This is a genomic window from Streptomyces sp. NPDC058092, from assembly GCF_042884935.1.
Classification (GTDB): Bacteria; Actinomycetota; Actinomycetes; order Streptomycetales; family Streptomycetaceae; genus Streptomyces.
Map to the genome: position 1 here is coordinate 1 of NZ_JBHVSY010000006.1, position 24,385 is coordinate 24,385.

The 24,385-nt window shown below is 69.2% G+C and carries 21 protein-coding genes and 7 pseudogenes; 16 read left to right on the plus strand and 12 right to left on the minus strand.

Annotated elements, in window-relative coordinates; translation table 11 throughout:
- The 5 genes and pseudogenes from ACFVV1_RS11880 to ACFVV1_RS11900 form a co-directional block, all read left to right on the plus strand.
- Positions 1-226: pseudogene (locus ACFVV1_RS11880) on the plus strand (hypothetical protein); the annotation flags it as partial.
- A 264-nt stretch (positions 227-490) separates the two neighbouring features.
- Positions 491-969, plus strand: a pseudogene (locus ACFVV1_RS11885) (transposase).
- Between the two features lie 405 nt (positions 970-1,374).
- Positions 1,375-3,552, plus strand: a complete 2,178-nt coding sequence (locus ACFVV1_RS11890) for an MMPL family transporter (protein ID WP_389988304.1) — start codon at positions 1,375-1,377, stop codon at positions 3,550-3,552.
- A gap of 587 nt (positions 3,553-4,139) precedes the next feature.
- A complete protein-coding gene (locus ACFVV1_RS11895; RefSeq protein ID WP_389988307.1) occupies positions 4,140-4,805 on the plus strand; it encodes a hypothetical protein in 666 nt (221 codons plus the stop codon).
- Positions 4,806-5,058: 253 nt separating this feature from the next.
- On the plus strand, positions 5,059-5,952 hold the full coding sequence (locus tag ACFVV1_RS11900) for an aromatic prenyltransferase (protein WP_389988310.1): 894 nt from the start codon (positions 5,059-5,061) through the stop codon (positions 5,950-5,952).
- Positions 5,953-6,039: 87 nt separating this feature from the next.
- Here ACFVV1_RS11900 and ACFVV1_RS11905 read toward each other — a convergent pair whose 3' ends face one another.
- The 3 genes and pseudogenes from ACFVV1_RS11905 to ACFVV1_RS11915 form a co-directional block, all read right to left on the minus strand.
- Positions 6,040-6,699, minus strand: a complete 660-nt coding sequence (locus tag ACFVV1_RS11905; protein ID WP_389988313.1) for a response regulator — start codon at positions 6,697-6,699, stop codon at positions 6,040-6,042.
- Positions 6,696-7,826: a sensor histidine kinase gene (locus ACFVV1_RS11910; RefSeq protein WP_389988316.1), complete on the minus strand. Its 1,131-nt coding sequence runs from the start codon at positions 7,824-7,826 to the stop codon at positions 6,696-6,698. Before ACFVV1_RS11910 ends, ACFVV1_RS11905 begins: the two co-directional genes overlap by 4 nt.
- Positions 7,827-7,972: 146 nt before the next feature.
- Positions 7,973-9,948 (minus strand): annotated as a pseudogene (locus ACFVV1_RS11915) (anthranilate synthase family protein).
- A 353-nt stretch (positions 9,949-10,301) separates the two neighbouring features.
- Between ACFVV1_RS11915 and ACFVV1_RS11920 the strand changes: the two are divergent.
- The 5 genes and pseudogenes from ACFVV1_RS11920 to ACFVV1_RS11940 all read left to right on the plus strand — a co-directional run.
- Positions 10,302-11,327 (plus strand): annotated as a pseudogene (locus ACFVV1_RS11920) (aspartate kinase); the annotation flags it as partial.
- Between the two features lie 193 nt (positions 11,328-11,520).
- Positions 11,521-11,901, plus strand: a pseudogene (locus tag ACFVV1_RS11925) (phenylacetate--CoA ligase family protein); the annotation flags it as partial.
- A gap of 57 nt (positions 11,902-11,958) precedes the next feature.
- Positions 11,959-12,221, plus strand: a pseudogene (locus ACFVV1_RS11930) (IS5/IS1182 family transposase); the annotation flags it as partial.
- Positions 12,222-12,472: 251 nt separating this feature from the next.
- Positions 12,473-12,880 carry a DUF6223 family protein gene (locus ACFVV1_RS11935; protein WP_389988319.1) on the plus strand — a complete coding sequence of 136 codons (408 nt, stop codon included), beginning with the start codon at positions 12,473-12,475 and terminating at the stop codon, positions 12,878-12,880.
- Between the two features lie 335 nt (positions 12,881-13,215).
- Positions 13,216-13,476, plus strand: a pseudogene (locus ACFVV1_RS11940) (macro domain-containing protein); the annotation flags it as partial.
- A gap of 106 nt (positions 13,477-13,582) precedes the next feature.
- On the opposite strand, the gene rpsR reads toward ACFVV1_RS11940, so the two are convergent.
- From rpsR to rpmG, 4 genes are read right to left on the minus strand one after another with little or no spacing between them, the layout of a single operon-like run.
- Positions 13,583-13,819, minus strand: a complete 237-nt coding sequence (gene rpsR, locus ACFVV1_RS11945; RefSeq protein WP_389988322.1) for a 30S ribosomal protein S18 — start codon at positions 13,817-13,819, stop codon at positions 13,583-13,585.
- A gap of 49 nt (positions 13,820-13,868) precedes the next feature.
- Positions 13,869-15,023: a CobW family GTP-binding protein gene (locus ACFVV1_RS11950; protein WP_389988325.1), complete on the minus strand. Its 1,155-nt coding sequence runs from the start codon at positions 15,021-15,023 to the stop codon at positions 13,869-13,871.
- Positions 15,023-15,277, minus strand: coding sequence for a type B 50S ribosomal protein L31 (locus tag ACFVV1_RS11955; protein WP_389988328.1), 255 nt, complete (start codon positions 15,275-15,277; stop codon positions 15,023-15,025). The genes ACFVV1_RS11950 and ACFVV1_RS11955 overlap by 1 nt, the downstream gene beginning before the upstream one ends.
- Positions 15,278-15,308: 31 nt before the next feature.
- Positions 15,309-15,473: a 50S ribosomal protein L33 gene (rpmG, locus tag ACFVV1_RS11960; RefSeq protein WP_389988331.1), complete on the minus strand. Its 165-nt coding sequence runs from the start codon at positions 15,471-15,473 to the stop codon at positions 15,309-15,311.
- A gap of 65 nt (positions 15,474-15,538) precedes the next feature.
- Between rpmG and rpmB the strand changes: the two genes are divergently transcribed.
- Positions 15,539-15,775 carry a 50S ribosomal protein L28 gene (gene rpmB / locus ACFVV1_RS11965; RefSeq protein WP_389988334.1) on the plus strand — a complete coding sequence of 79 codons (237 nt, stop codon included), beginning with the start codon at positions 15,539-15,541 and terminating at the stop codon, positions 15,773-15,775.
- Positions 15,775-16,080 carry a 30S ribosomal protein S14 gene (rpsN, locus tag ACFVV1_RS11970; protein WP_389988337.1) on the plus strand — a complete coding sequence of 102 codons (306 nt, stop codon included), beginning with the start codon at positions 15,775-15,777 and terminating at the stop codon, positions 16,078-16,080. The genes rpmB and rpsN overlap by 1 nt, the downstream gene beginning before the upstream one ends.
- Before the next feature lie 236 nt (positions 16,081-16,316).
- On the opposite strand, the gene ACFVV1_RS11975 is transcribed toward rpsN, so the two are convergent.
- Positions 16,317-16,610 (minus strand): hypothetical protein, encoded by a 294-nt coding sequence (locus ACFVV1_RS11975; protein ID WP_389988341.1) that lies wholly within the window; start codon positions 16,608-16,610, stop codon positions 16,317-16,319.
- A 135-nt stretch (positions 16,611-16,745) separates the two neighbouring features.
- Between ACFVV1_RS11975 and ACFVV1_RS11980 the strand changes: the two genes are divergently transcribed.
- Together ACFVV1_RS11980 and ACFVV1_RS11985 are read left to right on the plus strand one after the other, a co-directional pair.
- Entirely contained in the window at positions 16,746-18,218 is a 1,473-nt protein-coding gene (locus ACFVV1_RS11980) for an AlkA N-terminal domain-containing protein (protein WP_389988345.1), read from the plus strand.
- A 19-nt stretch (positions 18,219-18,237) separates the two neighbouring features.
- Positions 18,238-18,762 carry a methylated-DNA--[protein]-cysteine S-methyltransferase gene (locus ACFVV1_RS11985; RefSeq protein ID WP_389988348.1) on the plus strand — a complete coding sequence of 175 codons (525 nt, stop codon included), beginning with the start codon at positions 18,238-18,240 and terminating at the stop codon, positions 18,760-18,762.
- 112 nt (positions 18,763-18,874) lie between these two features.
- On the opposite strand, the gene ACFVV1_RS11990 is transcribed toward ACFVV1_RS11985, so the two are convergent.
- Positions 18,875-19,459 carry a TMEM165/GDT1 family protein gene (locus ACFVV1_RS11990; RefSeq protein WP_389988352.1) on the minus strand — a complete coding sequence of 195 codons (585 nt, stop codon included), beginning with the start codon at positions 19,457-19,459 and terminating at the stop codon, positions 18,875-18,877.
- Positions 19,460-19,797: 338 nt separating this feature from the next.
- On the opposite strand from ACFVV1_RS11990, the gene ACFVV1_RS11995 reads away from it, so the two are divergent.
- On the plus strand, positions 19,798-20,202 hold the full coding sequence (locus ACFVV1_RS11995) for a (2Fe-2S) ferredoxin domain-containing protein (protein WP_389988355.1): 405 nt from the start codon (positions 19,798-19,800) through the stop codon (positions 20,200-20,202).
- Between the two features lie 109 nt (positions 20,203-20,311).
- Here the strand turns inward: ACFVV1_RS11995 and ACFVV1_RS12000 are convergent, their stop codons facing one another.
- From ACFVV1_RS12000 to ACFVV1_RS12010, 3 genes are all read right to left on the minus strand, one after another.
- Complete coding sequence (locus tag ACFVV1_RS12000) at positions 20,312-21,061, minus strand: NAD-dependent deacetylase (protein ID WP_389988358.1); 750 nt, start codon at positions 21,059-21,061, stop codon at positions 20,312-20,314.
- Between the two features lie 59 nt (positions 21,062-21,120).
- Positions 21,121-22,347, minus strand: coding sequence for a hypothetical protein (locus ACFVV1_RS12005; RefSeq protein WP_389988361.1), 1,227 nt, complete (start codon positions 22,345-22,347; stop codon positions 21,121-21,123).
- 203 nt (positions 22,348-22,550) lie between these two features.
- A complete protein-coding gene (locus ACFVV1_RS12010) occupies positions 22,551-23,051 on the minus strand; it encodes an NUDIX domain-containing protein (RefSeq protein WP_389988364.1) in 501 nt (166 codons plus the stop codon).
- 131 nt (positions 23,052-23,182) lie between these two features.
- Between ACFVV1_RS12010 and ACFVV1_RS12015 the strand changes: the two genes are divergently transcribed.
- Positions 23,183-24,298: a glycerate kinase gene (locus ACFVV1_RS12015; RefSeq protein WP_389988367.1), complete on the plus strand. Its 1,116-nt coding sequence runs from the start codon at positions 23,183-23,185 to the stop codon at positions 24,296-24,298.
- Positions 24,299-24,385: the final 87 nt, after the last annotated feature.

The following is a 24,385-nucleotide window of genomic DNA, read 5'->3' on the forward strand; positions in this document are numbered from 1 at the left end:
AGCCGTATCCCCCAGGGATAAGAACTCCGCCCGCGTGATGCTCGTCCGGGCTGGTCTCAACCCGGCTGGTGCTGATCGTGTAAGAGCTGACGGACTGCCGGTCCGCAGCCAACGTGAGCCAGGAATCCCCTCCTTTAGGGAGGGGAGGATGTCAATGGTGCAGGACAGCATCCACCAGCGACGTGATCCCGATGACGCACCATGCGGAGCGCGTTGCCATCCTTGAACCTGCCGCAAAGGGTGCCTGACCTGCGGCTCTATTGGTGCGCAGTATGTGCGGTGTGGGCGATACAGGCGACATCTTGACGCTGGAATGACGCTCGTGACGTTCGTTTGACGCTCGCTCTGTTGGGTCGTCAGGCAGTGGTAGGAGCAGATCAGGGCCTGTGTTGCGCGGGTGTTGGCGGTGCGCCGCTGGAGAAAGGCAGCGCGTTGTGCGCAGGTGCAGTTGTGATCAGTTGTCCCGGAAGAGACCAGCCGGCTCCGCGACCTGCTGTCCCGCCGCCGGATCTCCGTCGCTGCCCTGTGCTGCTACGAGCCGGGCGAGAAGAGCCGCCTGATCTACCGGCCCCGATTCCACCTGCCGTTCGAAGGAGCCCGCAAAAGTTTCGCCTGGACCGACTACCGCGACCTGCCGGTCCGCGCGCGCATCCAGCTCGGCGGCCCGATCGTGGTGGTCCCGGACAACCTCAACACCCATCGCGCAGCCGGCATAGAAGAAGTACGCGGCCGAACACGACTGGCTCACCGTCTTCTCAGCTGCCCTCGTATGCTCCGAACCTCAACCCCGTCGGGAGCGTCTGGTCACTTCTTCGGCGCGGCCCGACGGCGAACGCCGTCTTCGAGGACCCGGACCACCTCACCCGAACGCTCCGCCGAGGCCTCAGACACATCCAACTCCAGCACCAACTCATCGACGGATGCCTGGCCGGGACCGGACCGACACTCACAACACCGACCCCACCCTGAAAACCTCAGTAAACCGGGACCCGGTTGCTGAACGGCGGCTTCCGTGACCCGGCACGCCCCGTCGAGACGACGGACAGCCACGGCCTGCCCCTGGAAGACTGCTGAAAATCTCGGGCTCTGGCCCTGGATTGGCCGAGTTGGGGCCGGTCTTGCAGGCATGCAGGAGGTGCGCCGAGTGCGTCACGAGCGATGTCCTGACGCCGGGACGACGCTCGTGATGCTTGTTCGTTCTCCAATTCACCGGTGTTTGTTCTCCGATTCGCCGGCTGTCAGGTCGCCCAGTACTGCGGACGGAGTACGGCAACCATGGTAGTGACATCGGCATAGTGTCTTCATACGTACGTCGACGCAGGGGAGCCTCCTTGTGAGGATTGAGCGCAACGCTCAACGACTCTAGGAGAGACGATGCCAACCGAGACTCCCCGCACGGATGGAGCTCTGGCGGGGCTAGCCCGGTTCTGTTACCGGCGCCGCCGCTTGGTCCTCTTGGCCTGGATCGTCGGCGTGATCGCCCTGGCGTTCGTCGGCTTCGGCTTCGGCGCCGCCCCGGACAACGACTTCACCGGTGGTGACTCCGGGTCGGCCAAGGCGCAGGCTCTGATCGAGAAGCACTTCCCCGAGGAGCAAGGGGACACGCTGACCCTCGCGATCAAGGCGGAGAAGGGGATCGACGATCCCGCCGCCCGGGAGAAGATCGAGAAGCTGATCGCCGATCTGGACGCCTCGCCCATCACCGGACCGGTGACCTCGCCGTACGACGACGAGCAGTTGGTGACGGAGGATCGTCGTATCGCCCGTACGACGATCCCGCTGACCGACAAGGATGTGAAGAAGACCGCGGTCAAGCCCCTGGTGACCGTGGTCAAGGACGCTTCCGGTGACGGTGTGACGCTCGGACTGGGCGGCGACAAGGCGGAGAAGGCCGAGACGCCTGCGCAGGGTCCGGCCGAGAGCGTGGGCGTCCTGGCGGCGGCGGTGATCCTGTTCATCGCCTTCGGGTCGCTGGTGGCGATGGGTCTGCCGATCGTGACCGCGCTGATGGCGATCCTCGGTGGTATTGCCCTGATCAAGCTCGTCGGGCACATCGTCCCCTCACCGGACTTCACCGTGCTCGTTGCCGCGCTGATCGGCCTCGGTGTCGGCATCGACTACGCACTGTTCATCGTGACGCGCTACCGGGAGAGCCTGGAGGCGGGGAACGAGCCCGAGGCCGCCACGGTCAAGGCCATCACCACCGCCGGTCACGCGGTGCTGTTCGCCGGCACGACCGTCGTGATCGCGCTGCTCGGCCTGATCGCCATGGGACAGCGGCTGATGACCGGCGTGGCCATCGGCGCGTCGGTGACCGTGCTGGTGACGATGATCGCCGCAGTGACCCTGCTGCCGGCGTTCCTGGGCTTCACCGGCTACAAGATCAACTCGCTGCGTCTGCCCCGGCGCACCTCCCGCAAGCAGCGGACCGACGGTGTCCCGGCCCGGGAGCGCCGTACCCCTGCCGAGCGCTGGGCCGGTGTGGTGCAGCGCAAGCCGCTGCTCGCCGCGGTGCTGGCCGGCGCGGGCCTGCTGGTGCTGGCCGCCCCCGCGCTGTCGATGCGGCTGAGCCTGCCCGACGCGAGTGTCCAGCCCCGCGACAGGAGCAGCTACACCTCGTACGAGATCCTCTCCGACGGCTTCGGCCCCGGCTACGGCGCACCCCTGATCTTCGCAACCGAGGTCGGCTCCCAGGGTGCCGATCTGGGCCCCGTGGTCGAGGCGGTCAGGAAGACCGAGGGCATCGCCTACGCCACGGAGCCGCGGGTCAGCAAGGACCAGCAGGCCGCCACCTTCATGGCCTTCCCCAAGACGGGATTCCAGGACGAGGTGACCACGGACCTGGTGCACAAGCTGCGTGACGACGTGCTGCCCGAGCCGCCCGGCGGGGAGAAGGTCTACGTCGGCGGCCCGAACGCCGGCGCGATCGACTTCGCCGAGGAGACCAGCACGCGTCTGCCCTGGATGGTCGCGATCGTCATCCTGCTGTCCCTGGTGCTGCTGGTCGCGCTGGTCCGGTCGGTCACGATCGCTCTCCAGGCCGCGGTGATGAACCTACTGTCGATCGGTGCCGCCTACGGTGTGCTGGTCGCGGTCGTGCAGTGGGGATGGCTCGGCTCGGCCCTCGGGTTCCCGACCGACATGCCGATCACGACCTGGGTGCCGATGATGATGTTCCCGGTCCTGTTCGGTCTGTCGATGGACTACGAGGTCTTCCTGATCTCGCGGGTCCGTGAGGAGTACGAGCGCACCGGTGACACGCGGACGGCGGTCACCCAGGGTCTGGCGCGGACCGCCAAGGTCATCACGGCCGCGGCCGCCGTCATGGTCGCCGTCTTCACGACCTCGCTGCTCGGCCCCGACGTCTCGATCAAGCAGATCGGTCTGGGTATGGCCGTCGCCGTGTTCATCGACGCCACCATCATCCGGATGGTCCTCGTCCCCGCGGTGATGGAGCTGTGCGGCAAGGCCAACTGGTGGATGCCCGGAAGCCGGGCACCGAAGACGACCTCGGCTTCCAAGGCCGGCGTCGAGGAAGAGGCCAGGGTCTGACCCTTCCTCGTCGAGTCGAAGTGCGGGGAACCCTCGGCAGGGGTTGCCCGCACTTCTTTGCAGAGCCTCCCGCGTACCAAGTCGAGAGCCCCCGTCCCGAATTGGACGGGGGCTCTCGACTTCGTGCGCAGTGACGACTATCTGTCTGCTGCGACCTGACGGCAGCCGCTCCGTGCGGCCCATTACGTATGTCATGGTCCGCGTCCAGCAAAAGTAATGCAGAAGACCGTGGGAACTGCATGCCCATGCCATGACAAAAGTTCTATGGGAATGCTCCTGAATTTTGGTTATGATCTGCGCCGTACTACGCCCAGGTCGGGTATCTGTCAATGCGTACGGTGCGCTGGAGCGTGAAAGATCTCTCCTTGCCTCTTATGTTGGCCGAATGCGTTCGGTACGATTACCGCCGGAGGGCCCAGTTAACTCCGCTGATGAAACGCCAGGGTCATTCTTGGGTGCTTCGTCAATAACTGAACACGCGAAGTGTGCGAGGTTGTAGAACGCCGGACAATATACGGGGGTAAGCCGGGGTTATGACATCGGGACCGACGATAGAGAACCACAAACCGAGATCCGTACTCAACGGTGTGAGCGTCACCAGGCGGCTGGTTCCGGGTCCGCTGAACGAATATGCTACCGACGAACAGGTCTTGCGGGACATCCTCGGGGGTGACCCGGACCATGAACTACTCGACTTCGCAGCCGGTGCGGGCGGAAGCCATCGGTTACTTGCCGAATTTTCGCTAGGACTTGTCGAAGAAGGGCTTGTAAAGGAACACAACGGAACGGTTCAGCTCGCTGAACCGCGGATTCCGCGTCGCGTTCTGGCGTTCGTGAAGCGTCGGCTGGGCGATCTGAGCACGAATTGTCAGCACTTCCTGAAGGTCGCGGCCGTATTGGGAAGATCCTTCATGCTGGAGGATGTGGCCAGAATGCTGGACCGGCTCGGGTTCTATCTGGCGACGGGCCAGGACGCGGCCAACATCGTCGAAGGCTCACAGGGTGTGACCGTGGCCGAAGACCGGGACGGCGACCTGTACTTCTCCTGCACCCTGCCGAACCTGATCGTGGGAACGGTCGGCAACGGAAAGGGCCTCGACTTCGTCGAGGAGAACCTGACGCGGCTCGGCTGCCGGGAAGCGCGCGAACCGGGCGAGAACGCGCGTCGGCTCGCGGTCATCGCGGCCGCGACGGTGCTGTGCGGCGAACTCTCGCTTCTGGCGGCGCAGACGAATCCGGGCGAACTGATGTGAGCCCACGTCTAGTTGGAGCGCAAGAACGCGACCACGGAGATCGGAGGCTAGCGATGTCCGGGGGTTTCGCCGTCGGAATTCACGACCTCTCCTTCTCGACGACCGGCCCCTACCGGCTGGCCGCACTGTCCGGTCACAAGCGAATCCACGAGCCGCGACAGGGCAGCCGGCATGACGATCCGTGCGCGTACGCCGGTGGGCGTACGCGTTTTGGCAGCCAGCTCTCGCCCGGCGGGGAACAATTGGAGGAGACATGTCCGCAACTGCCGAGGTGGCAGAACTCTATTCGGCCATCGAGGAATCGGCTCGGCTGTTGGGCGTAGCCTGCTCGCGTGACAAGGTCGGGCCCATCCTGACCACCTACGGGGACGCGTTCGAGCATGACGTGACCGTGGTCGCCTTCCGGGTCGCGACCGGCGTGCGCCACGTGGGAGAGCTCGACTGCCGTTTCACGACGCACCCGAAGCACCGCGATCCCTACGCCCTCGCTCTGTCGAACGGCCTCGGCGCCAGGACGAAGCATCCCGTCGGCGCCCTGCTCTTCGATATGCAGGGACGGCTGCCCATCGACAGTTACGGAATCGACTTCGGAGTCGTCGGCGGCTTCAAGAAGATCTACTCGTTCTTCGCCCCGGACGACCTCCAGGAGCTGTCGACGCTCGTCGACATCCCGTCCATGCCGCGCAGCCTGGCCGAGAACGGTGACTTCTTCGCCCGCTACGGCCTGGACGACAGAGTCGGCGTGATCGGGATCGACTACCCGCACCGAACCATGAACGTGTACTTCAACGAGGTACCCGCGGAGTGCTTTGAATCGAAGACGATCGTCTCGATGCTCCGGGAAACCGGCTTCGCGGAACCGAGTGAGCAGATGCTCAAGCTCGGCCAGGCGGCGTTCGGGCTGTATGTCACGCTGAGTTGGGACTCTTCGAGGATCGAGCGGATCTGCTTCGCCGTGACGACCACGGAACTGAAGACACTTCCCGTCCGTATCGAACCGGAGATCGAGAAGTTCGTGAGCAGCGTTCCGTACAGTGGCGCCGACCGTAAGTTCGTCTACGGCGTCGCGTTGGCGCCCGAAGGCGACTACTACAAGCTCGAGTCGCACTACAAGTGGAAGCCCGGGACGATGGACTTCATCCAGTGATTTGACTCGACCGAAGATCTCGTTGATCGGTTGCAGCCCCACCTACGGACAAGCGGATCCGGGGCACCCCTCCGGTTCCGCTGTCTTTCAGCGGCTTCGGGGGGATACCAGGCCGGACTCGTAGGCGAAGACCACGAGCTGGGCCCGGTCGCGGGCCTGGAGCTTGATCATGGCCCGGTTGATATGGGTTTTCGCGGTCAGTGGGCTGATCACCATGCGGTCGGCGATCTCGTCGTTGGACAGGCCCTGCGCGGCCATGGTGACGGCCTCGCGTTCGCGGTTGGTCAGCTCCTCCAGCCTCGTGACCTCTGTGCTGAGCGGTTGGGCGACGTACCGGCTGATCAGCATTTTGGTGATCGACGGCGCGAGCAGGGAGTCACCGCGCGCGGCGACGCGTACGGAGTGAAGAAGGTCGTCCGGCACGATGTCCTTGACGAGGAACCCTGCGGCGCCGGCGCGCAGCGCGTTGAACACGTACTCGTCGAGGCCGTAGTTGGTCAGGATGACCACGTGGGCCCCGGACAAGGCTGGGTCCGCAGCGATCTGCCGGGTCGTCTCGATGCCGTCCATGACCGGCATCTGGATGTCGACGAGCACGATATCGGGCAGGTATTTCCTGGTGAGGGCCAGGCCCTCCTTGCCATCGGCGGCCTCGGCCACCACCTCGATATCGTCCTCGGCGTCGAGAAGCGCGCGGAATCCGCTGCGAAGGAGCGGCTGGTCGTCGACCAGCAGAACACGAATCATGAGGTCCGCGCCACCGGGAGTTCGGCCTGGACAGTGAAACCGCCCTCGGCGCGCGGTTCCGCCCGCAGGCGGCCGCCCAGGGCGGTGACCCGTTCGCGCATCCCCAGCAGCCCGACGCCGGGCACCGGGGCGGAGCCCGGCATGGCCGTCCCGTCGTCATCGACCCGAATGGCGAGAGCGTCCGGAAGGTAGTCGATTCGGATCGACGCGGTGGTGGCGGCGGAGTGGCGGGCGACGTTGGTGAGCGACTCCTGGACGATCCGGTAGGCGGTCCGGTCGACCGCGTCCGACACGTCTTGTCGTTGTCCCTCGATCGTCAGCGTTGTCTGCAGGCCTATCCCATGGGTGTTCTGCACCAGTTCAGGGACGTGGGCGAGCCCATGCGACGGGGACTTGGTGTCGTCGCGCAGCGTCTCCAGGGTCGCTCGCAGTTCGCGGGTCGCCTCGCGGCCGGCCTGTTGGATCGCCAGCACGGCCTCCGGCACTTGCTCGCCACGCTTGCGCGCCAGGTGGACGGCGACTTCGGCCTGCACCTTGATGATCGAGATCTGATGGGTGAGCGAATCGTGCAGTTCCCGTGCAATGTGCAGCCGTTCCTCGGTCGCGCGCAGCCGCGCGGTCTCCTCGCGGGTGCGCTCGGCTTCGTCTGCCCGCCGCTCGGCCTGCCGCAGCGCCTCACCCGCGGCACCGGCGGCGATCAGCCAGGCCAGCTCGAGGACGCCTCGGGCCTGTGCGAACGCGTCTGCCGCGGGTCCGTCCGCGGGGGAGGCCATGACCGCGAAGGGGAGGCCGAGCAGCATCGCCACGGACACCAGCACGGTGACGAGGCCGTGCCCCGACCGTACGGCGGCGTACACCGCGAACAGGTACGCGACGGCGGGCACTTCGAAGCCGACCGCGTTGTACCCCACCACGCACAGCCCCGTGACGACCAGGACGGGAACAGGAGCCCGGCGGCCGGCGGCCAGGGCCAGACCGCTCGTCACCACCAGCGCGTAGCCGAGCAGGTCGAGGTCCGTGGCGACGTGATTCCCGGACAGCGCGGTGACCAGCAGTACCGCGGCCATACCGACCGCGACAACCCAGTCCCTGACCTGGGCCCAGACACGGGACAGTCCTGTGCTCATAGGCGCACCTTAGTCGGCTCCTGCCGTGTGCGAGTCCTCCTTGTGAAGGAACGGTCGTCTACCGCCCACGCAGTACCTTCGAGGCGCCCGGCGGCCTTCACGGCGACAGGGCACGCAATGACGTGGAGCGTGGCGTGTGTGTCCGATTACCGGCGGCGCGCTCCCACGCGCGCACCGGGAACACCGGTATTTCCCGCCTCCCTCAGCAACGAGGTGAGCAGCTCGCCGAGGATCTGCGGGCTGTGCTGGGTGAGTATGGATTCGACGTGGAACTGCACGGAACGAAATCCCGCACCGCGCAGGGCGTGCACTTCGCCGGTCCCGGGGTGCCGGCTGACGTCTATGGGCTTTCGCTGCCCGGTGCCGGGAATGAAGTCGTGTTCGGCGCGGGCGGCGTAGGTGTTGTAGAAGCCCACGAGTTCGTTCCGGCCGAACATGTTGACCAGCTTCTGCACGCCCTGGTTGGGCGCCGAGCACCGGACGATTTCCAGGCCCAGCTCGGAGGCGAGTATCTGGTGGCCCAGGCAGATGGACAGGAACGGGACGCTGCCGGCGAGCAGGTCACGGGTGAACGCGCGAAGCGTGGCGATGCGCGGGTCCGTCGCGTCGCGGGGGTCGCCGGGACCGGGACCGACGATGACGAGGTCGAACTCCTCGGGGGGCAGCGGATGGTCGAAGCGCGTGAGGGTGGCCCGCAGGCCGAGGGCTCGCAGCTGATGGCCGAGCATCCCCATGAAGGTGTCCTCGTTGTCGACGATCAGCACGTGCCGCCCGGCCAGCGCCGGGACCGGCGTGCTGTGCTGCGCTCCGTCGAGCCGGAACCGCGACAGCGTGGTGTTGCGGGACTGAAGTGCCTGGCGCACCCGGGGATCGGCGGCCGGTGACGCGTGCGCGCCCACCGGGACGGACGCGCCGCCGCCGGCACCGTAGTCCTCCGGTGCGAGGCCGAGCGCTTGGAGCACGCCCGCGGCCTTGGCCCGGGTCTCGGCCACCTCGGAATCCGGGTGGGAGTCACGGACGAGGGTGGCGCCGACGCCCAGGCGCAGCCGGCCGTCGTCGTCGACCTCGGCGGTCCGGATCACGATCGCCGAGTCGAGGGTGCGGCTGCCCGCCGCATCGCGGCCGATCAGCGCGAGAACGCCGCCGTAGTATCCGCGCCCAGTCGTCTCATGACGTCCGATGACCCGGAAGGCGTTTTCCAGCGGACTGCCGGTGACGGTCGGCGCGAGCAGGGTCTCTCGCAGCACGTCGCGTATATCGAGATCGCTGTGCCCGGTCAGGATGTATTCGGAGTGGGTCAGGCGCGCCATTTCCTTGAGAAACGGGCCGTGAATCCGGCCGCCGAAGGTGCACATACGGGCCATCATTTTCAGTTCTTCATCGACGACCATATAGAGTTCGTCGGCCTCTTTCCGGTCGTTCAGGAACTCCAGGATCCCGGAAATGTCCGGACCGGTCGACGGGTGCCGGTAGGTCCCGCTGATGGGGTTCATCGAGACGGTGTGGTCAGCCATGCTGACGTGCCGTTCCGGCGATGCGCCGATGAACGTGCCCGCCTCGGTGTGGAACAGGAACGTCCAGTACGACCCCGGCTCGCCGGTCAGCAGCCGCCGGAAGACGGCCAGTTCCGTGCGCACCGAGTAGTCGTCCAAGCGCGCGACGAAGGAACGGCGGATGACGAAGTTGGAACCGGCGCCCTGTCCGATCTCGTCACGCAGCACCCGCTCCACGATCGCCGCGTAGTCCTCGTCGCTGATGTCGAATCCGGCCTCGGACACGCGCACGTTCAGCTCGGGCAGGCCTGCCAGGGCCTGATCGCGGCCTGCTCCTGGACGCGCAGGGCGAGCAGGGGCGCGTGATCGTCGCGGCAGGCGAAGCCGCGTTCGGTGATCTGCCGGTACGGAACCGCCACGAGCAGGTCGTGCCGCGCGCCGCCCACCGGCCCGTCAGGCAGGGGCAGTTCGGCGAGGCAGGGCACCTCGCAGACCTCGCCGGTCAGGACCTCCACGTGCGCGTTCCCTGCCGAGCCGGGCCGGTACAGCAGGGCGAAGGCACGTCCGTCCTCGCCGAGGCCGGTCAGAGCATCCGGGGGGCCGGCCGTGCTCGAATCCGTCCCATACATATCGCTCCCCTTTGCGTGAGATCAGATGACCCCTCTCGATATTGCGGAGGCGAAAGGCATCGCACAATGACGTGAAGCCGCCATCGCGTGTTTCAGGTAACGGCCGCCGGTATGGCGTGAATAACTGAATGTGGTGGCACTACTCGGGCGGGTAGTGGGCGGGGCGGTGCATCGTGATTACTGTCGTGGCATACCAGTTCGACGAGAGCGGTGAAAACGACTGTGGATGTGCTGGTCCAAAAATATGGCGGTACCTCTTTGCAGACGCTTGACTGTGTTCGTCATGCCGCCCTCCGTATCGCTGCGGCGCGGCGGCGCGGCGGCGCGGATCGTCGGTGGCCGTGGCCGTGGCCGTGGTCGTCTCGGCACGCGGCAGCAGAACCGATGATTTGCTGCGACTGGCGGCCGACATCGGAGCCCCGTCCCCGTCCCGGGAACTGGATCAGTTGCTGGCCGTGGGCGAGCAGGAGTCGGCGGCGCTCATGGCCCTCACCCTGAACAGGCTGGGGGTGCCGGCGATCTCGCTGACCGGTCATCAGGCCGGCATCGAGACCACCGATCGGCATGGCGAAGCGCTCATCTCGCGGATCGGGGCGGCACGGGTGCGGGCGGCTCTGGAGGCCGGCCAGGTCGCCGTGGTCACGGGATTCCAAGGGGTCGACCGCGCCGGGGACGTCGCCACGCTCGGGCGTGGTGGCTCCGACACCACCGCGGTGGCGCTGGCAGCGCGACTTCGCGCATCGGCTTGCGAAATCTACACCGACGTGGACGGCGTCTTCAGCGCCGATCCCCGCATCCTGCCCGCGGCGCGGTGCCTGCCGTGGGTCGAACCTGGCGTCATGGCGGAGATGGCGTTCGCGGGCGCGAAGGTGCTGCACACCCGTTGCATCGAACTGGCCGCAATGGAAGGGGTCGAAGTGCGCGTCCGGAACGTGTCATCGCAGGCGCCCGGAACAACCGTCGTCGACCGGCCGGACGACCGGCCGCTGGAGACCCGGCGGGCCGTCGTGGCAGTGACCCACGACACCGATGTCGCTCGCGTGCTCGTGCACTGCCGCGACAGCCGTCGGGACCTGGCTCCCGATGTGTTCGAGGTGCTGGCCGCCCAGGGGACGGTGGTGGACCTGGTGGCCAGGTCCGGTCCCTACGAGAGCGAGTTCCGCATGGGATTCACGATCCGCCGCAGCCAGGCCGACTCGGTGCGGGCCGCACTGTACGAGGTGACGGCCGCCTACGGCGGGGGTGTGCACTTCGACGAGAACGTCGGCAAGGTCTCGGTCGTCGGGATGGGCCTGCTCAGCCGTCCCGAGTACACGACCAGGCTCCTGGCGGCGCTGGCCGCGGCCGGGATTCCGACGAGTTGGATCTCCACATCCCAGATGCGGCTTTCCGTGATCGTGCCGCGCGAACGCACCGTCGATGCTGTCGATGCAGCAAACCGTCTCCTGGGCAGCCCGCTCGCCGTTCTACCGCCGGCGGCTGAACTCGGCGGCCCTGCCCACGACCGCCGCCGACCTCGCCGCCTTGCGGCTGACCACGAAGCAGGACCTGCGGGACAACTACCCCTACGGAATGCTCGCTGTCCCGAAGGAGCGGCTGGCCACGTATCACGAGTCGAGCGGGACGGCAGGCCGGCCCACGCCTTCGTACTACACGGCGGAGGACTGGGTCGACCTGGCCGAGCGCTTCGCCCGCAAGTGGATCGGGATATCCGGCGAGGACATCTTCCTGGTGCGCACGCCGTACGCGCTGTTGCTGACGGGGCATCTCGCGCACGCCGCCGGCCGGCTGCATGGGGCCACAGTGGTGCCCGGCGACAACCGGTCGCTGGCCATGCCGTACGCCCGCGTGGTCCGGGTCATGCACGACCTGGGGGTCACGCTGACCTGGTCGGTGCCGACCGAATGCCTCATCTGGGCCGCCGCCGCCGCGACCGCGGCCGGGCACCGGCCCGGCGCCGACTTCCCCGTGCTGCGTGCGCTGTTCGTCGGTGGCGAGCCGCTCACCTCCATGCTCATCGTCACCCGTGAGGGTGACCGCCGCTGCAAGCTCCCACCCCACCAGCGGGCCCTCGTCGGTCTGGTCCACCCCAGGCACGACACGCTCGCGCAGATCGCCGTCGACTTCGGCATCTGCGTCGGCACCGAGCACGCCTACGCCACCGCCGTCATCGACCGCCTCTCCTGGCGTGCACCCGGCCTGCTGCGCGTCCTTTGCTGTGGATCTCACCCGCACTGCCCGGCCGTGCCCACGACGTCACCGCGGCCCGCAGCTCAATGAACCGAGTTGTCGACGAGAGGTCGGACAGCGGTGAGTCTCGGGAAAACTGCGGGTAGTTGTGGGCTGCGTGGGCTGCGCACGACTGCTGCGATTGCGGTAGGCGTCTGCTGTGACAGAAGACTCCGCCCTGAACGGATACCACCCCGACGGTAGGCGGAACGGCTACTCCGGCATGACGACCCGTGACCATGCCGGTACCTACGCTGTGGCCCGTACCCCGTCATGAAAACCGAAGGGATCCTCCATGTCCGTCCGTCACTTGCTTACCGCTACCGCAGCCGCCCTGACCGCGGGGTTCGTGCTTGCCGCGCCGGCGGCCGCGAATGTCATGGTCGCCGACGGTGACGACGGTGGCTCCGGGCGAGGCCCTTCCCTCGCGGCCCTGGTGGTGGCGGTGATCAGCGTGGTGCTCGGGGTACGGGCTCTGCGTGTCGCCGGCCGCGGCGCCGGCAACGCGCGCGGCGGGGCCGTCGCGGGCCTGGCGGTGGCGCTGCTCGGCCTGGTCATCGGTGGCGTGGCTCTGGCCGCTGCCGATGGCGGTGTGGGCAGCGGCTCCGGGCGAGGCGGCTCCGTCGTGGCCATGGTGGTGGCGCTGGTCGGCGTGGTCCTCGGTGCGCTGGCCCTGGTCCGCTCCCGCCGGGCCGTCGCCTGACTCTTTACCGTCGATCTCTTGGTCGGCCGGGAGCCGCCGACTCCGGTGGCCTGGTCGGCCCGAGGTCGTGTGCGGGGACCACGCACCGTTCTTGCCGAGGGCACTACGGCCGAACCGCGTGAAGTCCTTCCCGCCGTACGGGGATTCGCTGCGCCCGGGCCATGCGTCTCTAAGCACACCTCGCGTCGGCTTGCCGGCCTGGCGCTCGGCCCCCACCTCGCGGGCCGCAGCCCCGGCGCTCGCGGTGATTCTTGGCGGAGCCGCCGCCAGCCTCGTCGACCGTATGGGCGACGGGGCCGTCACCGATTACCTGCACACCGGATGGTGTCCGACCAAGCAGCGCCGAGGGCCGGTCCCGGCTCCTCACCTCCTGCTATCGCGAATCGCTGCGGGTGGCAGCGGAGTCGGGGGCACGTACCGTCGCCCTCCCCGCCATCTCGACCGGGATCTACGGCCGGCCGATGGACGACGGGGCGCGCATCGCCGTCCGTACGGTTCTGGAGGCGGCCTCCCCGCCCGTCGAGGAGGTGCGGTTCGTACTGTTCGACGCGCACGCGTACGCGGAGTTCGAAGAGGTCCTTGCGGCGCAGGGCTGACGGGCGCGCCGCGTCCGCCGAACCGCGTCCGCCGAACCGCGTCCGCCGAACCGCGTGGGTCCGAGACCGCGTGGGCCGGTCCGGCGAACGCACGCAACCTGTGCTGTTACCTGTGCGCGTAGGGCAGCAATGCCATCTCGCGGGCGTTCCTGATCGCCCGGGCGAGCTGTCGCTGCTGCTGTGCGGTGACCCGGGTCACGCGACGACTGCGGATCTTGCCGCGGTCGGAGATGAACTTCCGTAGCAGTTCGGTGTCCTTGTAGTCGATGTAGGTGATCCCGGCCGTGTCCAGCGGGTTGGGACGGGCCTTCAGGGGCTTGTGGGGATCGTTGCGTCGTGCCATGTGAATTCCTTGGGATGGAGGGGGCGCGGAGCCGTGTGCGCTGCGGCGGTCAGGAAACCGGGTCGAGGAGCGAGTCGAAGGGGGCCGGGAGCTGTTTCCAGGCCTCGGGCCCCGCGGCGTACTCGACATCGGTGAGCAGGCAGGAGTCGAGGAGCCGCGTCACCCCGTCGCGGTCGAGGCCGGGGGAGGTGAAGACGAGGTGCTGGCAGCAGTCGCCGTGCTCGGGGTGCCAGTCGAGCGAGGCCGCCGCCCTGCGCATCGGATCCACCAGGTCCCAGGCGGCGTCCGGCAGGGAGGCCAGCCACGGGCCCGCGTTCTCCACGCAGAGCGCACCACCGGCGGCGTCCCAGGCCAGCAGGGTGCCGGGGCGGTCGGCGAGCCAGAACCGGCCACGGCTGCGCGCGGCCGCGCAGCACAGGGTTTCCAGCGCCTGGTAGAGCCGTTCGGGATGGAAGGGCCGGCGGCGGTGCCAGACGAGCGTGGCGACCCCGGCCTCGTCCGCCTCCTGCGGCAGCAGCGCGCAGGCGGGGTGCTGGGCCGCCGCGGCCGATTCCACGTCGAAGCCGGCGAAGGCCAGTTGGCCGAGTTCGCCCGAACCGGCGGGCACCTGACGCGCGGTCGGGTGGAGCTGGGTGAGCAGTGCGCGGTCCTCGTCGTCGGCGGCTTCGCTGTCGACGAGAGCGAGCACGGGTGCGTACTCCAGCTGCCGCGCCCAGGTGTCGCCCACGGTCCGCCGGTCCGTGGTGGCCGCCGCGAGCCCCGCCTCGGCCAGGTCGTCGCCGTTCCCGAGGCAGGGCAGCACGAGCGCGGGGTCGACGGCGGTCATCACGTTGGTGAGTTCGAGTGCGTGACCGCCGTGCGCGACGACGACCTCGGCCATCGACCTGGGCTCGACGGAGTCCCACAGCTCGACGATCGCCAGCCTGGCCGAACCGGTGCCGGCGAGCCGCTCCAGTTCGGGGACCAGGTCCTCGCGCAGCGCGCAGCAGGCGCAGTCGTTGACGAGCGGGGCGTCGCCGCGGGACAGCTCACCCGACGCGTCCCGCACGACACGCCGCACGGTGCCTTCGGCGGCGGTGGTCAGATCGTGGTGGAGGGCGACGCTGCCGGGGACGGTACGCAGCAGCCGGTCCACGACCTCCTTGCGGGCGTCGGAGTGGAGCCCGCAGACGATCACGACGGGCAACCGGGCCTGGGCCTGCATCAGTTCGCCCCGCGACGGCCGTAGCGGCGCTCGAACCGCTCGACGCGTCCGGCGGTGTCCAGAACGCGGGCGGTACCTGTGTAGAGGGGATGACTCGCGGAGGAGATCTCGACATCGACGACGGGGTAGATGTTGCCGTCCTCCCACTCGACCGTCTTGTCGCCGGTCGCGGTGGAACGGGTGAGGAAGGCGGAGCCGGCGGCCTTGTCGCGGAAGACGACGGGGCCGTACGCGGGGTGGATTCCGGGCTTCATGAGGGTGTCCTTCTGGGTCGGGCGGGAGCGGTCAGCGTTCTTCGCGGAAGTCGACGTGCGTGCGGGCGACCGGGTCGTACTTGCGCAGAACCATGCGCTCGGGGTCGTTCCGGCGGTTCTTGCGGGTGACGTACGTGTAGCCGGTCCCGGCGGTGGAGCGGAGCTTGACGACCGGGCGTAGTTCGTTGCGTGGCATGAGAGCTACTATATGGCAATGATTTCCATTTCCAACAAGCGGTTCGCCGGAAAGCAGGTAAGGCCATGTCCGCCCACTGTCAACTGACCGACGCCCGGCCGGGATTCGGCAACAACATCTCCCCTTCGCATCGGCGTACCTCGCGCCGCTTCGACCCCAACATCCAGCGCAAGAGGTACTGGCTGCCGAGCGAGGGCCGGAACATCCGGCTGACGCTCGGCGCCAAGGCGATCAAGACCATCGACACCATCGGGATCGAGGCGGCCGTCGCCCGCATCCGCGCCAGGGGAGTGAAGGTCTGATGGCCAAGAAGAGCAAGATCGCGCAGAACGAGAAGCGCAAGGCGATCGTCGAGCGACATGCCGTCCGACGCGCCGAGTTGAAGAAGATCATCCGCAGGCCGTCCGCCACGGACGCCGAACGCCGCGCCGCCATGGACGAGCTTCGGCGCCAGCCGCGCGACGCCAGCGCGACCCGGGTGCGAAACCGGGATGGCGTGGACGGGCGGCCGCGCGGACACCTCCGGAAGTTCGGGCTCTCACGCGTGCGGATGCGTGAGCAGGCCCATGCCGGATTCCTTCCCGGGGTCACCAAGTCCTCCTGGTGACCGGGCTGTTCGGGTTGGGTGGCGGTCGGTCGCGGTCTCCGGCAGGAGGAGCGAGGCCGGCCGCCACCCGCGTGAAGGTGTGACATGGCGCAGCCCGGGTCTGCGTAAAGGTGTGACATCGTACGGCCCCGGTCCGCGTAAAGGTGTGACATGGCGCAGCCCGGTGATCGGATCGATCACCGGGCTGCGCCATGCGTGCCGGGCCGGACGGTGCCGGGGCGATCGGCAAGGAGTGATCAGGGTGCGGTGTCGAGTGCGTCGAGGCTGTCGCGGGTCTGGCCGGAGTGCAGCAGCAGGAAGGTCTGCTGACCCGAGACCACCTGCTGGCCCCGCTTGCTGAGGATGAACCGGAGCAGCTCCTCCATGACCGGGTCCAACTGCTTCCCCGGCTGCTTGTCGACGTGGAAATCGGTGACCCGGCTCAGGGGGTACGCAGCCGAGGCGACGTTCTCGCAGGCGTACGCCGGGTCGTCGGCGTGGTCACTGAGCAAGATGACCTCGACCGCCGAGTCGGCGTAGGCCATCCCCATGTATCCGATGGCACAGGGGTCCTCGGAGACCGGTCACCGCGTCGTCCGTTCCGGAATTCGAAGAGGCCCTGGCAGCGCGAGGTTGATGTCGGATTTTCGCGAGCCCCCGGGTGCCCGGTGGCCGATGCTTGAACCATGCACACCGACACCGAGCGCTGCGTGCGGGCCGTCCAGTCCAAGGACGCCCGCTTCGACGGCTGGTTCTTCACGGCGGTCCTGACCACCCGGATCTACTGCCGCCCCAGCTGCCCCGTCGTACCGCCCAAGGTCGAGAACATGACCTTCTACCCCAGCGCCGCCGCCTGCCAGCAGGCCGGGTTCCGGGCCTGCAAGCGGTGCCGGCCCGACACCAGCCCCGGCTCCCCGGAGTGGAACGCCCGCGCCGACTCCGTCGCCCGTGCGATGAGACTCATCCGGGACGGCGTCGTCGACCGCGAAGGCGTCCCCGGTCTCGCGGCCCGGCTCGGCTACTCCGCCCGGCAGATCGAGCGCCAGCTGCTCGCCGAGCTGGGCGCCGGTCCGCTCGCCCTGGCCCGCGCGCAGCGCGCGCAGACCGCGCGGCTGCTGATCGAGACGACCGGGCTGCCCATGGCCGAGGTCGCGTTCGCCGCCGGGTTCTCCTCGATCCGCACCTTCAACGACACCGTCCGTGGGGTCTTCGCGCTCGCCCCGGGCGAGCTGCGCAGCCGCGCCGCCCGGTCCGCGGCACCGTCGCCCACTCCCGGCGTGATAGCGCTGCGGCTGCCGTATCGGGCCCCGCTCAACCCGACCAACCTCTTCGGCCACCTCGCCGCGACCGCGGTCCCCGGCGTCGAGGAGTGGCGCGACGGCGCCTACCGCCGCACGCTCACCCTCCGGTACGGGCACGGCATCGTCGCTCTCACCCCGCACCCCGACCACATCGCCTGCCGGCTCTTCCTCACCGATCCGCGCGACCTCACCCTCGCGATCAGTCGCTGCCGCTGGCTGCTCGACCTGGACGCCGACCCGGTGGCCGTCGACGACCAGCTGCGCGCCGATCCGCTGCTCGCCCCCTTGGTCGACACGGCGCCCGGCCGACGGGTGCCGCGTACCGTCGACGGTGCGGAATTCGCCGTGCGGGCCGTGCTCGGGCAGCAGGTCTCGACCGCGGCCGCCCGCACCCACGCGGCCCGGCTGGTCACCGCGCACGGCGTCCCCGTCGACGACCCGGAGGGCGGCCTCACCCATCTCTTCCCGACCCCCGAGGCCCTCGCCGGACTCGACCCCGAACAGCTCGCCCTGCCGCGCAGCCGCCGCACCACCCTCACCACCCTCGTCGGCGCACTCGCCGACGGCACGCTGGGGCTCGGCACCGACACGGACTGGGAGAAGGCCCGGTCCGAACTGACCGCTCTTCCCGGCTTCGGCCCCTGGACCGTCGAGGTGATCGCGATGCGGGCGCTCGGCGACCCGGACGCCTTCCTCCCCACCGACCTCGGCATCCGGCGCGCGGCCGAGGAGCTCGGCCTCCCGTCGACGCCCGCAGCGCTCACCGCCCGCGCGACAGCCTGGCGGCCCTGGCGGGCCTACGCGGTTCAGTACCTTTGGACCGTGGACGATCATCCCATCAACCACCTGCCCGCATAAGCACGTTGGGAAGTCACCCATGACCGCGAAGCACACCCGTACGGCGGCCCGGCAGCACACGGTCGTCGACAGCCCGTACGGTCCGCTCACCCTCGTCGCCACCGACGGCGTCCTCGCGGGCCTCTACATGACCGGCCAACGGCACCGCCCGCCCGAGGAGACCTTCGGCGAGCCCGACCCGCGCCCCTTCACGGAGACGATCCGCCAGCTCGACGCGTATTTCGCCGGTGAACTGCGCGAGTTCGACCTGCCGCTGCACCTCGACGGCACCCCGTTCCAGCGCAGCGTCTGGGAGCAGCTCCGGCTGATTCCGTACGGCGAGACCCGCTCGTACGGCGAACTGGCCGAGCTCCTCGGTAAACCGGGCGCCTCGCGTGCGGTGGGCCTCGCCAACGGCAAGAACCCGGTGGGCATCATCGTCCCGTGCCACCGCGTCATCGGTGCCTCGGGCAGCCTCACCGGTTACGGCGGCGGGCTCGACCGCAAGCAGCGGCTGCTGGCCTTCGAGAGCGGCACGCAGGACGACGCACCGGCGCTCTTCTGACATCGCCGAACGCGCGGAGAAGCGCGAAGGACGGGCTTGGAGAACCAAGCCCGTCCTTTGCGGCCCTGCGGAGGCGGCAGGGACAACGGTGCGATGGGAAGCGGCGGAGATGTCAGCCGATGAAGATCTCCACGACGGTCCAGATCGCCAGCCCCAGCATGCAGACCCCGCCGATCCGCTGAACCGTCTTCAGCGGCACCCGCTTCGCGATGAACTGCCCCGCCAGCAGCGCCAGCGCCGAGACGGACATCAGGGCGGCCGCGGACCCGATCGCCGTGGACCAAGTGCCGTTGCTTGCGGCCAGATTGGCCGTGGTGATCTGGGTGAGGTCGCCCCACTCGCTGATGAAGACCGCCATGAACGCGGTCGAGTAGACCGGCCAGAAGCCGGTCACCGTCCTGGTGCCGTTCTCCTCCTCGTCATCGCCGCCGCCGTTGCGCAGCAGCATGAACGCCCCGAACGCGAAGAGGGACGCCGAGACGAGCTTGACGATCCAGTCGGGCAGCAGCCCGATCAGGCTGCCCGCCCCGACGGCGATGGCGACGTGCACGATGAACGCGGACGACGTGCCGAACCAGACATACAGCGGTCGCATGCGGGTGCCCATGGCAAGCGACGCGAACATCGTCTTGTCCGGGAGTTCCGCGAGGAAGATCAGCCCGAAGGCGGTGAGAATCGCCAGGGGGTCGAGGTGCATTCCGGGTGGCTTTCTGTGAGAGCCGGGCCCCGGGGCCTTCGCGAAGCGCCACTCGGGCTTTTCGGAGGACCACTCGGCCCGGCATGACGTCAGCGCCCACGGGGCGCGGGCGTGTCATACCTGACCGAAGGTCTCGCCCGCCCGTAAGGAGCTACGGGCCCGGCCACCGGGAACCCGGGGGCTCCAGTGTGTCGACGACCGGTTTGCGGGGCTACTCCCCTTCGCAGCCATCAACTCTACCCCACCGGCCGACGGGGGAGTGCAGGTGTTCGATCCGGTGGCAGGTATCGGTACAGTCCCACGGTGATCATCCGCGCCGACACCGGAGGCGTCCCCGTATGAGCCGCCGCACCCGCAAGGCTGCCCCGGCCCGGGGCACGCCCCGGCCCACCGTCAGTGTCTGCCGCGGCTGCTGCTGCGGGACAGCGAAGATCCCGGAGGTCGACCACGCCGGCCGGCTCGCCGAACTGCGCCGCTCGCTCGGCGAGGCCGCCACGGTCCGCGCCGTGGAGTGCCTGGACGCCTGCGAGCAGGCCGACGTCATCGTCGTACAGCCCTCCGCGGAAGGCCGCAGGGCGGGCGGCCGCCCGGTCTGGCTCGGGCTGGTCAACGACCCGGACGCCGTGAAGGACATCGCCGCCTGGGTCGGGGCGGGCGGTCCGGGGCTGGTGGACGCGCCCGAGATCCTCGACCTGTACACGTTCCGCCCCTCGCGCCGCGTACAGCGGGAACTCGAACACTGACCGGGAGGCATCGGAGATCCCGGCCGGGCCGCTGAGCCGCCACTGGCTTGACCATCAGCAACAGCTGGCCGCCCGGGGCCAGGACGCGATGGATGGCCGCACCGGCCACTCAGCCACGGGAGTCCGGGCCCGGGTCCGGGGCGGCGCCCAGTCGCTCCAGCAGCGCGGGAAGCGCCGTGCCGATGGGCTCGCGGATGGTCTCCTCGGCCAGTTCGTCGTACGGCGTGGGCTCCGCGTTCACCACGATCAGCCGGGCCCCGTTGTCCACCGCGATCCCGGCCAGCGATGCGGCGGGCTGCACCTGCAGTGTCGTACCGACCGCGATGAACACCTCGCAGGCCTTGGCGATCGACATCGCCTCGCCCAGCACCACCGGATCGAGCCGCTCGCCGAACATGACCGTCGCCGACTTCAGGATGCCGCCGCAGACCGTGCACGGCGGGTCGGTCTCGCCCGCCTCGACGCGGGCCAGGGCCTCGGCCATCGGAGCGCGGGCGTGGCAGCGGGTGCAGACCGTCTCGTGCGCGGTGCCGTGCAGTTCGAGGACCTTGCGGGCGGGGAGACCGGCGAGCTGATGCAGACCGTCGACGTTCTGCGTGATCACCCGCACCGGGGCGCCGGACCGCTCCAGCTCCGCCACCGCGCGGTGGGCCGCGTTCGGCTCGGCGTCCCAGGTCGCGCTCGTGCGGCGCATTTGCCAGGAGCGGCGGCGGATCTCCGGATCGGTCATGTAGAAGTCGTACGTGACGAGCTTCTCGGCCTCCGGATCCTTGCGCCAGAGCCCGCCCGGGCCGCGGTAGTCGGGGATGCCGGAGTCCGTGGAGATGCCGGCGCCGCTGAGGATCGCGACGAGAGTCATGGCACGAGCCTACGCAGCGCCGGCCGGCACCCGCGAGGAGTTTCCGCGCGAGGCGGACGTCAGGCCGCGGGGCCGACAGGGCCGAGCGCCGCGGGGCCGACAGGGCTGAACGGTGACGGGGTCCGGCCCGTCCAGGTGTTCAGCACGGCGCGGGCGGTCTGCTTGGTGACGCCGCCGTCCTTGACCGTGCCGCTCTGCGCGACATAGAACCGGCCGTCGTCGAGCGAGATCAGCCCGTACTGGCCGTACTGCCCCGGCGCCGGCCACCCGTACGTACCCGTCGCCGCATCGTGCGCACCCTCGCGCAGCAGCGGGAGCAGCAGGCCGCGCTCCGGCTTCTGCTGCCCGCGGACGGAGCCGCGTACGGGCTTCTTCGCACCGTCCAGCGCGAAGACCGAATAGTTGGGGAAGCCCGGCTTGGCGCCCTTGTAAGCAGCCATCAGCCAGTTGCCGCTGTACCCGTCGTACTCCAGGTTCTGCACGCCGTACGTGGTGTTCCCGGTGTACGCGAAGAACTTGCCGTCCACGTGTGCGGGGCCGCTGGTGTGCGGGGCCGACTCGGTCAGCGGGCGCTCGTACTTCTTCCACCGTGTGACGTCGTACTGGAGCAGCACCTGGTGGTCGTTGTCCGTGCGGCCCGTGTTGGCGTACACGCCGTACGCGACCGTCAGCTTCCGCTCGCCGAGCCTGCCGCGCCGGTCGCCGAACGCCGGACCGAACGCGACGCCGTCGATGCCGCTGCAGCCGTACCGGTGGTCGGGCGTATCGGCCGTGTCGCCGTCGAGGACGCCGTCGCCGTTCATGTCGGCGGTGAAGTCCTTCACGACCTCCTTGAGATAGACGGTCGAGACGACACCCGTGGACTGGGCGTCCATGTCCATCCGGGTGATGCGGTCGACGTCGAGGATCGCGACGTAGAAGGACTTCGCCTCCTTGTACTCCAGCGAGCCGTAGACCCTGCCGTCCTTCTCGTTGAAGTCCAGATCGCCGAGGTGGCCGGTGAATCCGGTGACCGAGCCGACCGGGTTGCCGTTGAGGTCTGTCTTGACCAGCAGGTTGGTCATCGAGAAGTACATGAAGCCCTTGCGGCGGTCGATGGCCATGCCCTGGACATGGCCCGACTGCCAGGCGCCGCCGTCGACCGAGAGCGGCACCTGGCGGTGCGCGGCGGGGGCCGATACCGGCTCCGCGGTCGCGGTCGACGCCGTGGCGAGGACTGTCGTACAGGTGAACGCTGCGACGATGGTGGCCAGCAGCCCGCCGAGGTGTCCCGGGTGTGTACGCATGATCCCTCCGCTGTCGTGGAGTTCGGATGATGCCGGTCGAGCGTGCACTGCGGACCAATGACACATGAACTCGGGTGTCCGGCAGCCGTCGACCGGACTATCAGTTGACGGCACGTCAAGACAACGGGGCGCAAAGGGGCGTGAGGAAGCACAACGGAAATATGGGCCGGCGGGCGTACCGGTCGGCCCTTCACCGTGCGGGCCTACAGGTCAGCCGTCACCGGACGGCCGTCCTCCAGCTCCACCGCGCCGCCACTGGAATCGAGCGCATCCAGCGCCGCCCTCAGACGCAGCGCGAGACCGCCGAGCAGATAGCGGTCGAGGTCGTCGGGCTCGACCAGTTCCCAGGACAGGAGCTCCTCCTCCTGCAGCCGGATCGCCTTCAGCTCCGCGTCGTCCAGCACTCCGCCGTCGTACAGATACGCGGCGATCGGCGGCCGCATCGGGCCGCGTGCCCAGTCGACCGCGAGCAGCCGGCCCGGCTTCCGGTCGAGCCCGATCTCCTCGGCCGTCTCGCGCCGCGCGGCCTGACGCGGGCTCTCGCCCTCGTCGGATTCGACGGTCCCGCCGGGCAGTGCCCAGCCGTCCCGGTAGTTCGGTTCGACGAGCAGCACTCGCCCGTGGACGTCCCGGAACACGCTCGCCGCGGCGGCCAGGACCCGGGGGAGCCCCGCGATGTAGGTGGCGTAATCAGTGGTGGTCACGCGGGCAGCGTAGTGCGGGCGATGCCGGAGCGAGACGGCTCTGGGCAGCGGGTATGCGCTGCGGATAGAGTCGGGGGCGGCGCGACTGCCTGTTCGAAAGCAAGGGATGCAAGGTGGCGGACGGAGCAGTGATGGAGACCGCACGCGTGCTCGTCGCGGCGGACAAGTTCAAGGGCTCGCTCACGGCCGTACAGGTCGCGGAGCGGGTGACGGCCGGGCTGCGGCGCGTCGTGCCCGGGGTGCGGGTCGAGGCCCTGCCCGTGGCGGACGGCGGCGACGGCACGGTGGCGGCGGCGGTGGCTGCCGGGTTCGATCGCCACGAGGCGCGGGTGACCGGGCCGCTCGGGGATCAGGTGACCGCAGCGTACGCGCTGCGCGACACCACCGCCGTGGTGGAGATGGCCGAGGCCTCGGGCCTCCAGCACCTCCCCGCAGGGGTGTTCGCCCCGCTCACGGCTACGACGTACGGCTCCGGCGAGCTGCTGGCCGCGGCGCTCGACGCGGGCGCCCGGACGATCGTGTTCGGCGTCGGCGGCAGCGCGACCACGGACGGCGGTGCCGGCATGCTGGCCGCGCTGGGCGCCCGTTTCCTGGACGCGGACGGCAAGCCGGTCGGCCCGGGGGGCGGTGGCCTCGCCGACCTGGCCGAGGCGGACCTGTCCGGCCTCGACCCGCGCATGGCCGACGTCGACCTGATCCTCGCCAGCGACGTGGACAACCCGCTGACGGGCCCGAAGGGCGCCCCCGAGGTCTACGGACGGCAGAAGGGCGCGACCGAGGAGGACATCGCGACGCTCGACGCCGCGCTCGCCCACTACGCGTCCGTCCTGGGCCAGGACCAGGCCCGGCTGCCCGGAGCGGGAGCGGCGGGCGGCATCGGCTACGGGGCGCTGGTCGCCCTCGGTGCCCGGTTCCGCCCCGGCATCGAGGTCATGCTCGACGTCCTCGGCTTCGCCCCCGCCCTGGCACGTGCCACGTTGGTGATCACCGGCGAGGGCTCGCTCGACGAGCAGACCCTCCACGGCAAGGCCCCGGCGGGCGTGGCCGCGGCCGCCCGCGCCGCGGGCATCGAGGTAGTGGCGGTCTGCGGCCGCCTCGCCCTGCCGCCGGAGGCCCTGAGCGGCGCGGGCATCAGCCGCGCGTACGCCCTCACGGACCTGGAACCGGACCCCGCGGTCTCCATGGCCCAGGCGGGACCGCTACTGGAACGGGCGTCCGAGGCGATCGCGCGCGACTTCCTGCTGTAGTACGTCCCCGGTTACGACCGTGGATCGCCGGACGGGGCAGAAAACCGGGCCCGTCCGGCGATCGAAAAATCGCGTTCCTCCGGGGCA

Bases quoted from the DNA above. Each gene is read 5' to 3' on its own strand.
- ACFVV1_RS11890 (WP_389988304.1), top strand. From the start codon at position 1,375: ATGCCAACCGAGACTCCCCGCACGGATGGAGCTCTGGCGGGGCTAGCC.
- ACFVV1_RS11900 (WP_389988310.1), top strand. From the start codon at position 5,059: ATGTCCGCAACTGCCGAGGTGGCAGAACTCTATTCGGCCATCGAGGAA.
- ACFVV1_RS11905 (WP_389988313.1), bottom strand. From the start codon at position 6,699: ATGATTCGTGTTCTGCTGGTCGACGACCAGCCGCTCCTTCGCAGCGGA.
- ACFVV1_RS11910 (WP_389988316.1), bottom strand. From the start codon at position 7,826: ATGAGCACAGGACTGTCCCGTGTCTGGGCCCAGGTCAGGGACTGGGTT.
- ACFVV1_RS11935 (WP_389988319.1), top strand. From the start codon at position 12,473: ATGTCCGTCCGTCACTTGCTTACCGCTACCGCAGCCGCCCTGACCGCG.
- rpsR (WP_389988322.1), bottom strand. From the start codon at position 13,819: ATGGCACGACGCAACGATCCCCACAAGCCCCTGAAGGCCCGTCCCAAC.
- ACFVV1_RS11950 (WP_389988325.1), bottom strand. From the start codon at position 15,023: ATGCAGGCCCAGGCCCGGTTGCCCGTCGTGATCGTCTGCGGGCTCCAC.
- ACFVV1_RS11955 (WP_389988328.1), bottom strand. From the start codon at position 15,277: ATGAAGCCCGGAATCCACCCCGCGTACGGCCCCGTCGTCTTCCGCGAC.
- rpmG (WP_389988331.1), bottom strand. From the start codon at position 15,473: ATGCCACGCAACGAACTACGCCCGGTCGTCAAGCTCCGCTCCACCGCC.
- rpmB (WP_389988334.1), top strand. From the start codon at position 15,539: ATGTCCGCCCACTGTCAACTGACCGACGCCCGGCCGGGATTCGGCAAC.
- rpsN (WP_389988337.1), top strand. From the start codon at position 15,775: ATGGCCAAGAAGAGCAAGATCGCGCAGAACGAGAAGCGCAAGGCGATC.
- ACFVV1_RS11975 (WP_389988341.1), bottom strand. From the start codon at position 16,610: ATGGGGATGGCCTACGCCGACTCGGCGGTCGAGGTCATCTTGCTCAGT.
- ACFVV1_RS11980 (WP_389988345.1), top strand. From the start codon at position 16,746: ATGCACACCGACACCGAGCGCTGCGTGCGGGCCGTCCAGTCCAAGGAC.
- ACFVV1_RS11985 (WP_389988348.1), top strand. From the start codon at position 18,238: ATGACCGCGAAGCACACCCGTACGGCGGCCCGGCAGCACACGGTCGTC.
- ACFVV1_RS11990 (WP_389988352.1), bottom strand. From the start codon at position 19,459: ATGCACCTCGACCCCCTGGCGATTCTCACCGCCTTCGGGCTGATCTTC.
- ACFVV1_RS11995 (WP_389988355.1), top strand. From the start codon at position 19,798: ATGAGCCGCCGCACCCGCAAGGCTGCCCCGGCCCGGGGCACGCCCCGG.
- ACFVV1_RS12000 (WP_389988358.1), bottom strand. From the start codon at position 21,061: ATGACTCTCGTCGCGATCCTCAGCGGCGCCGGCATCTCCACGGACTCC.
- ACFVV1_RS12005 (WP_389988361.1), bottom strand. From the start codon at position 22,347: ATGCGTACACACCCGGGACACCTCGGCGGGCTGCTGGCCACCATCGTC.
- ACFVV1_RS12015 (WP_389988367.1), top strand. From the start codon at position 23,183: ATGGAGACCGCACGCGTGCTCGTCGCGGCGGACAAGTTCAAGGGCTCG.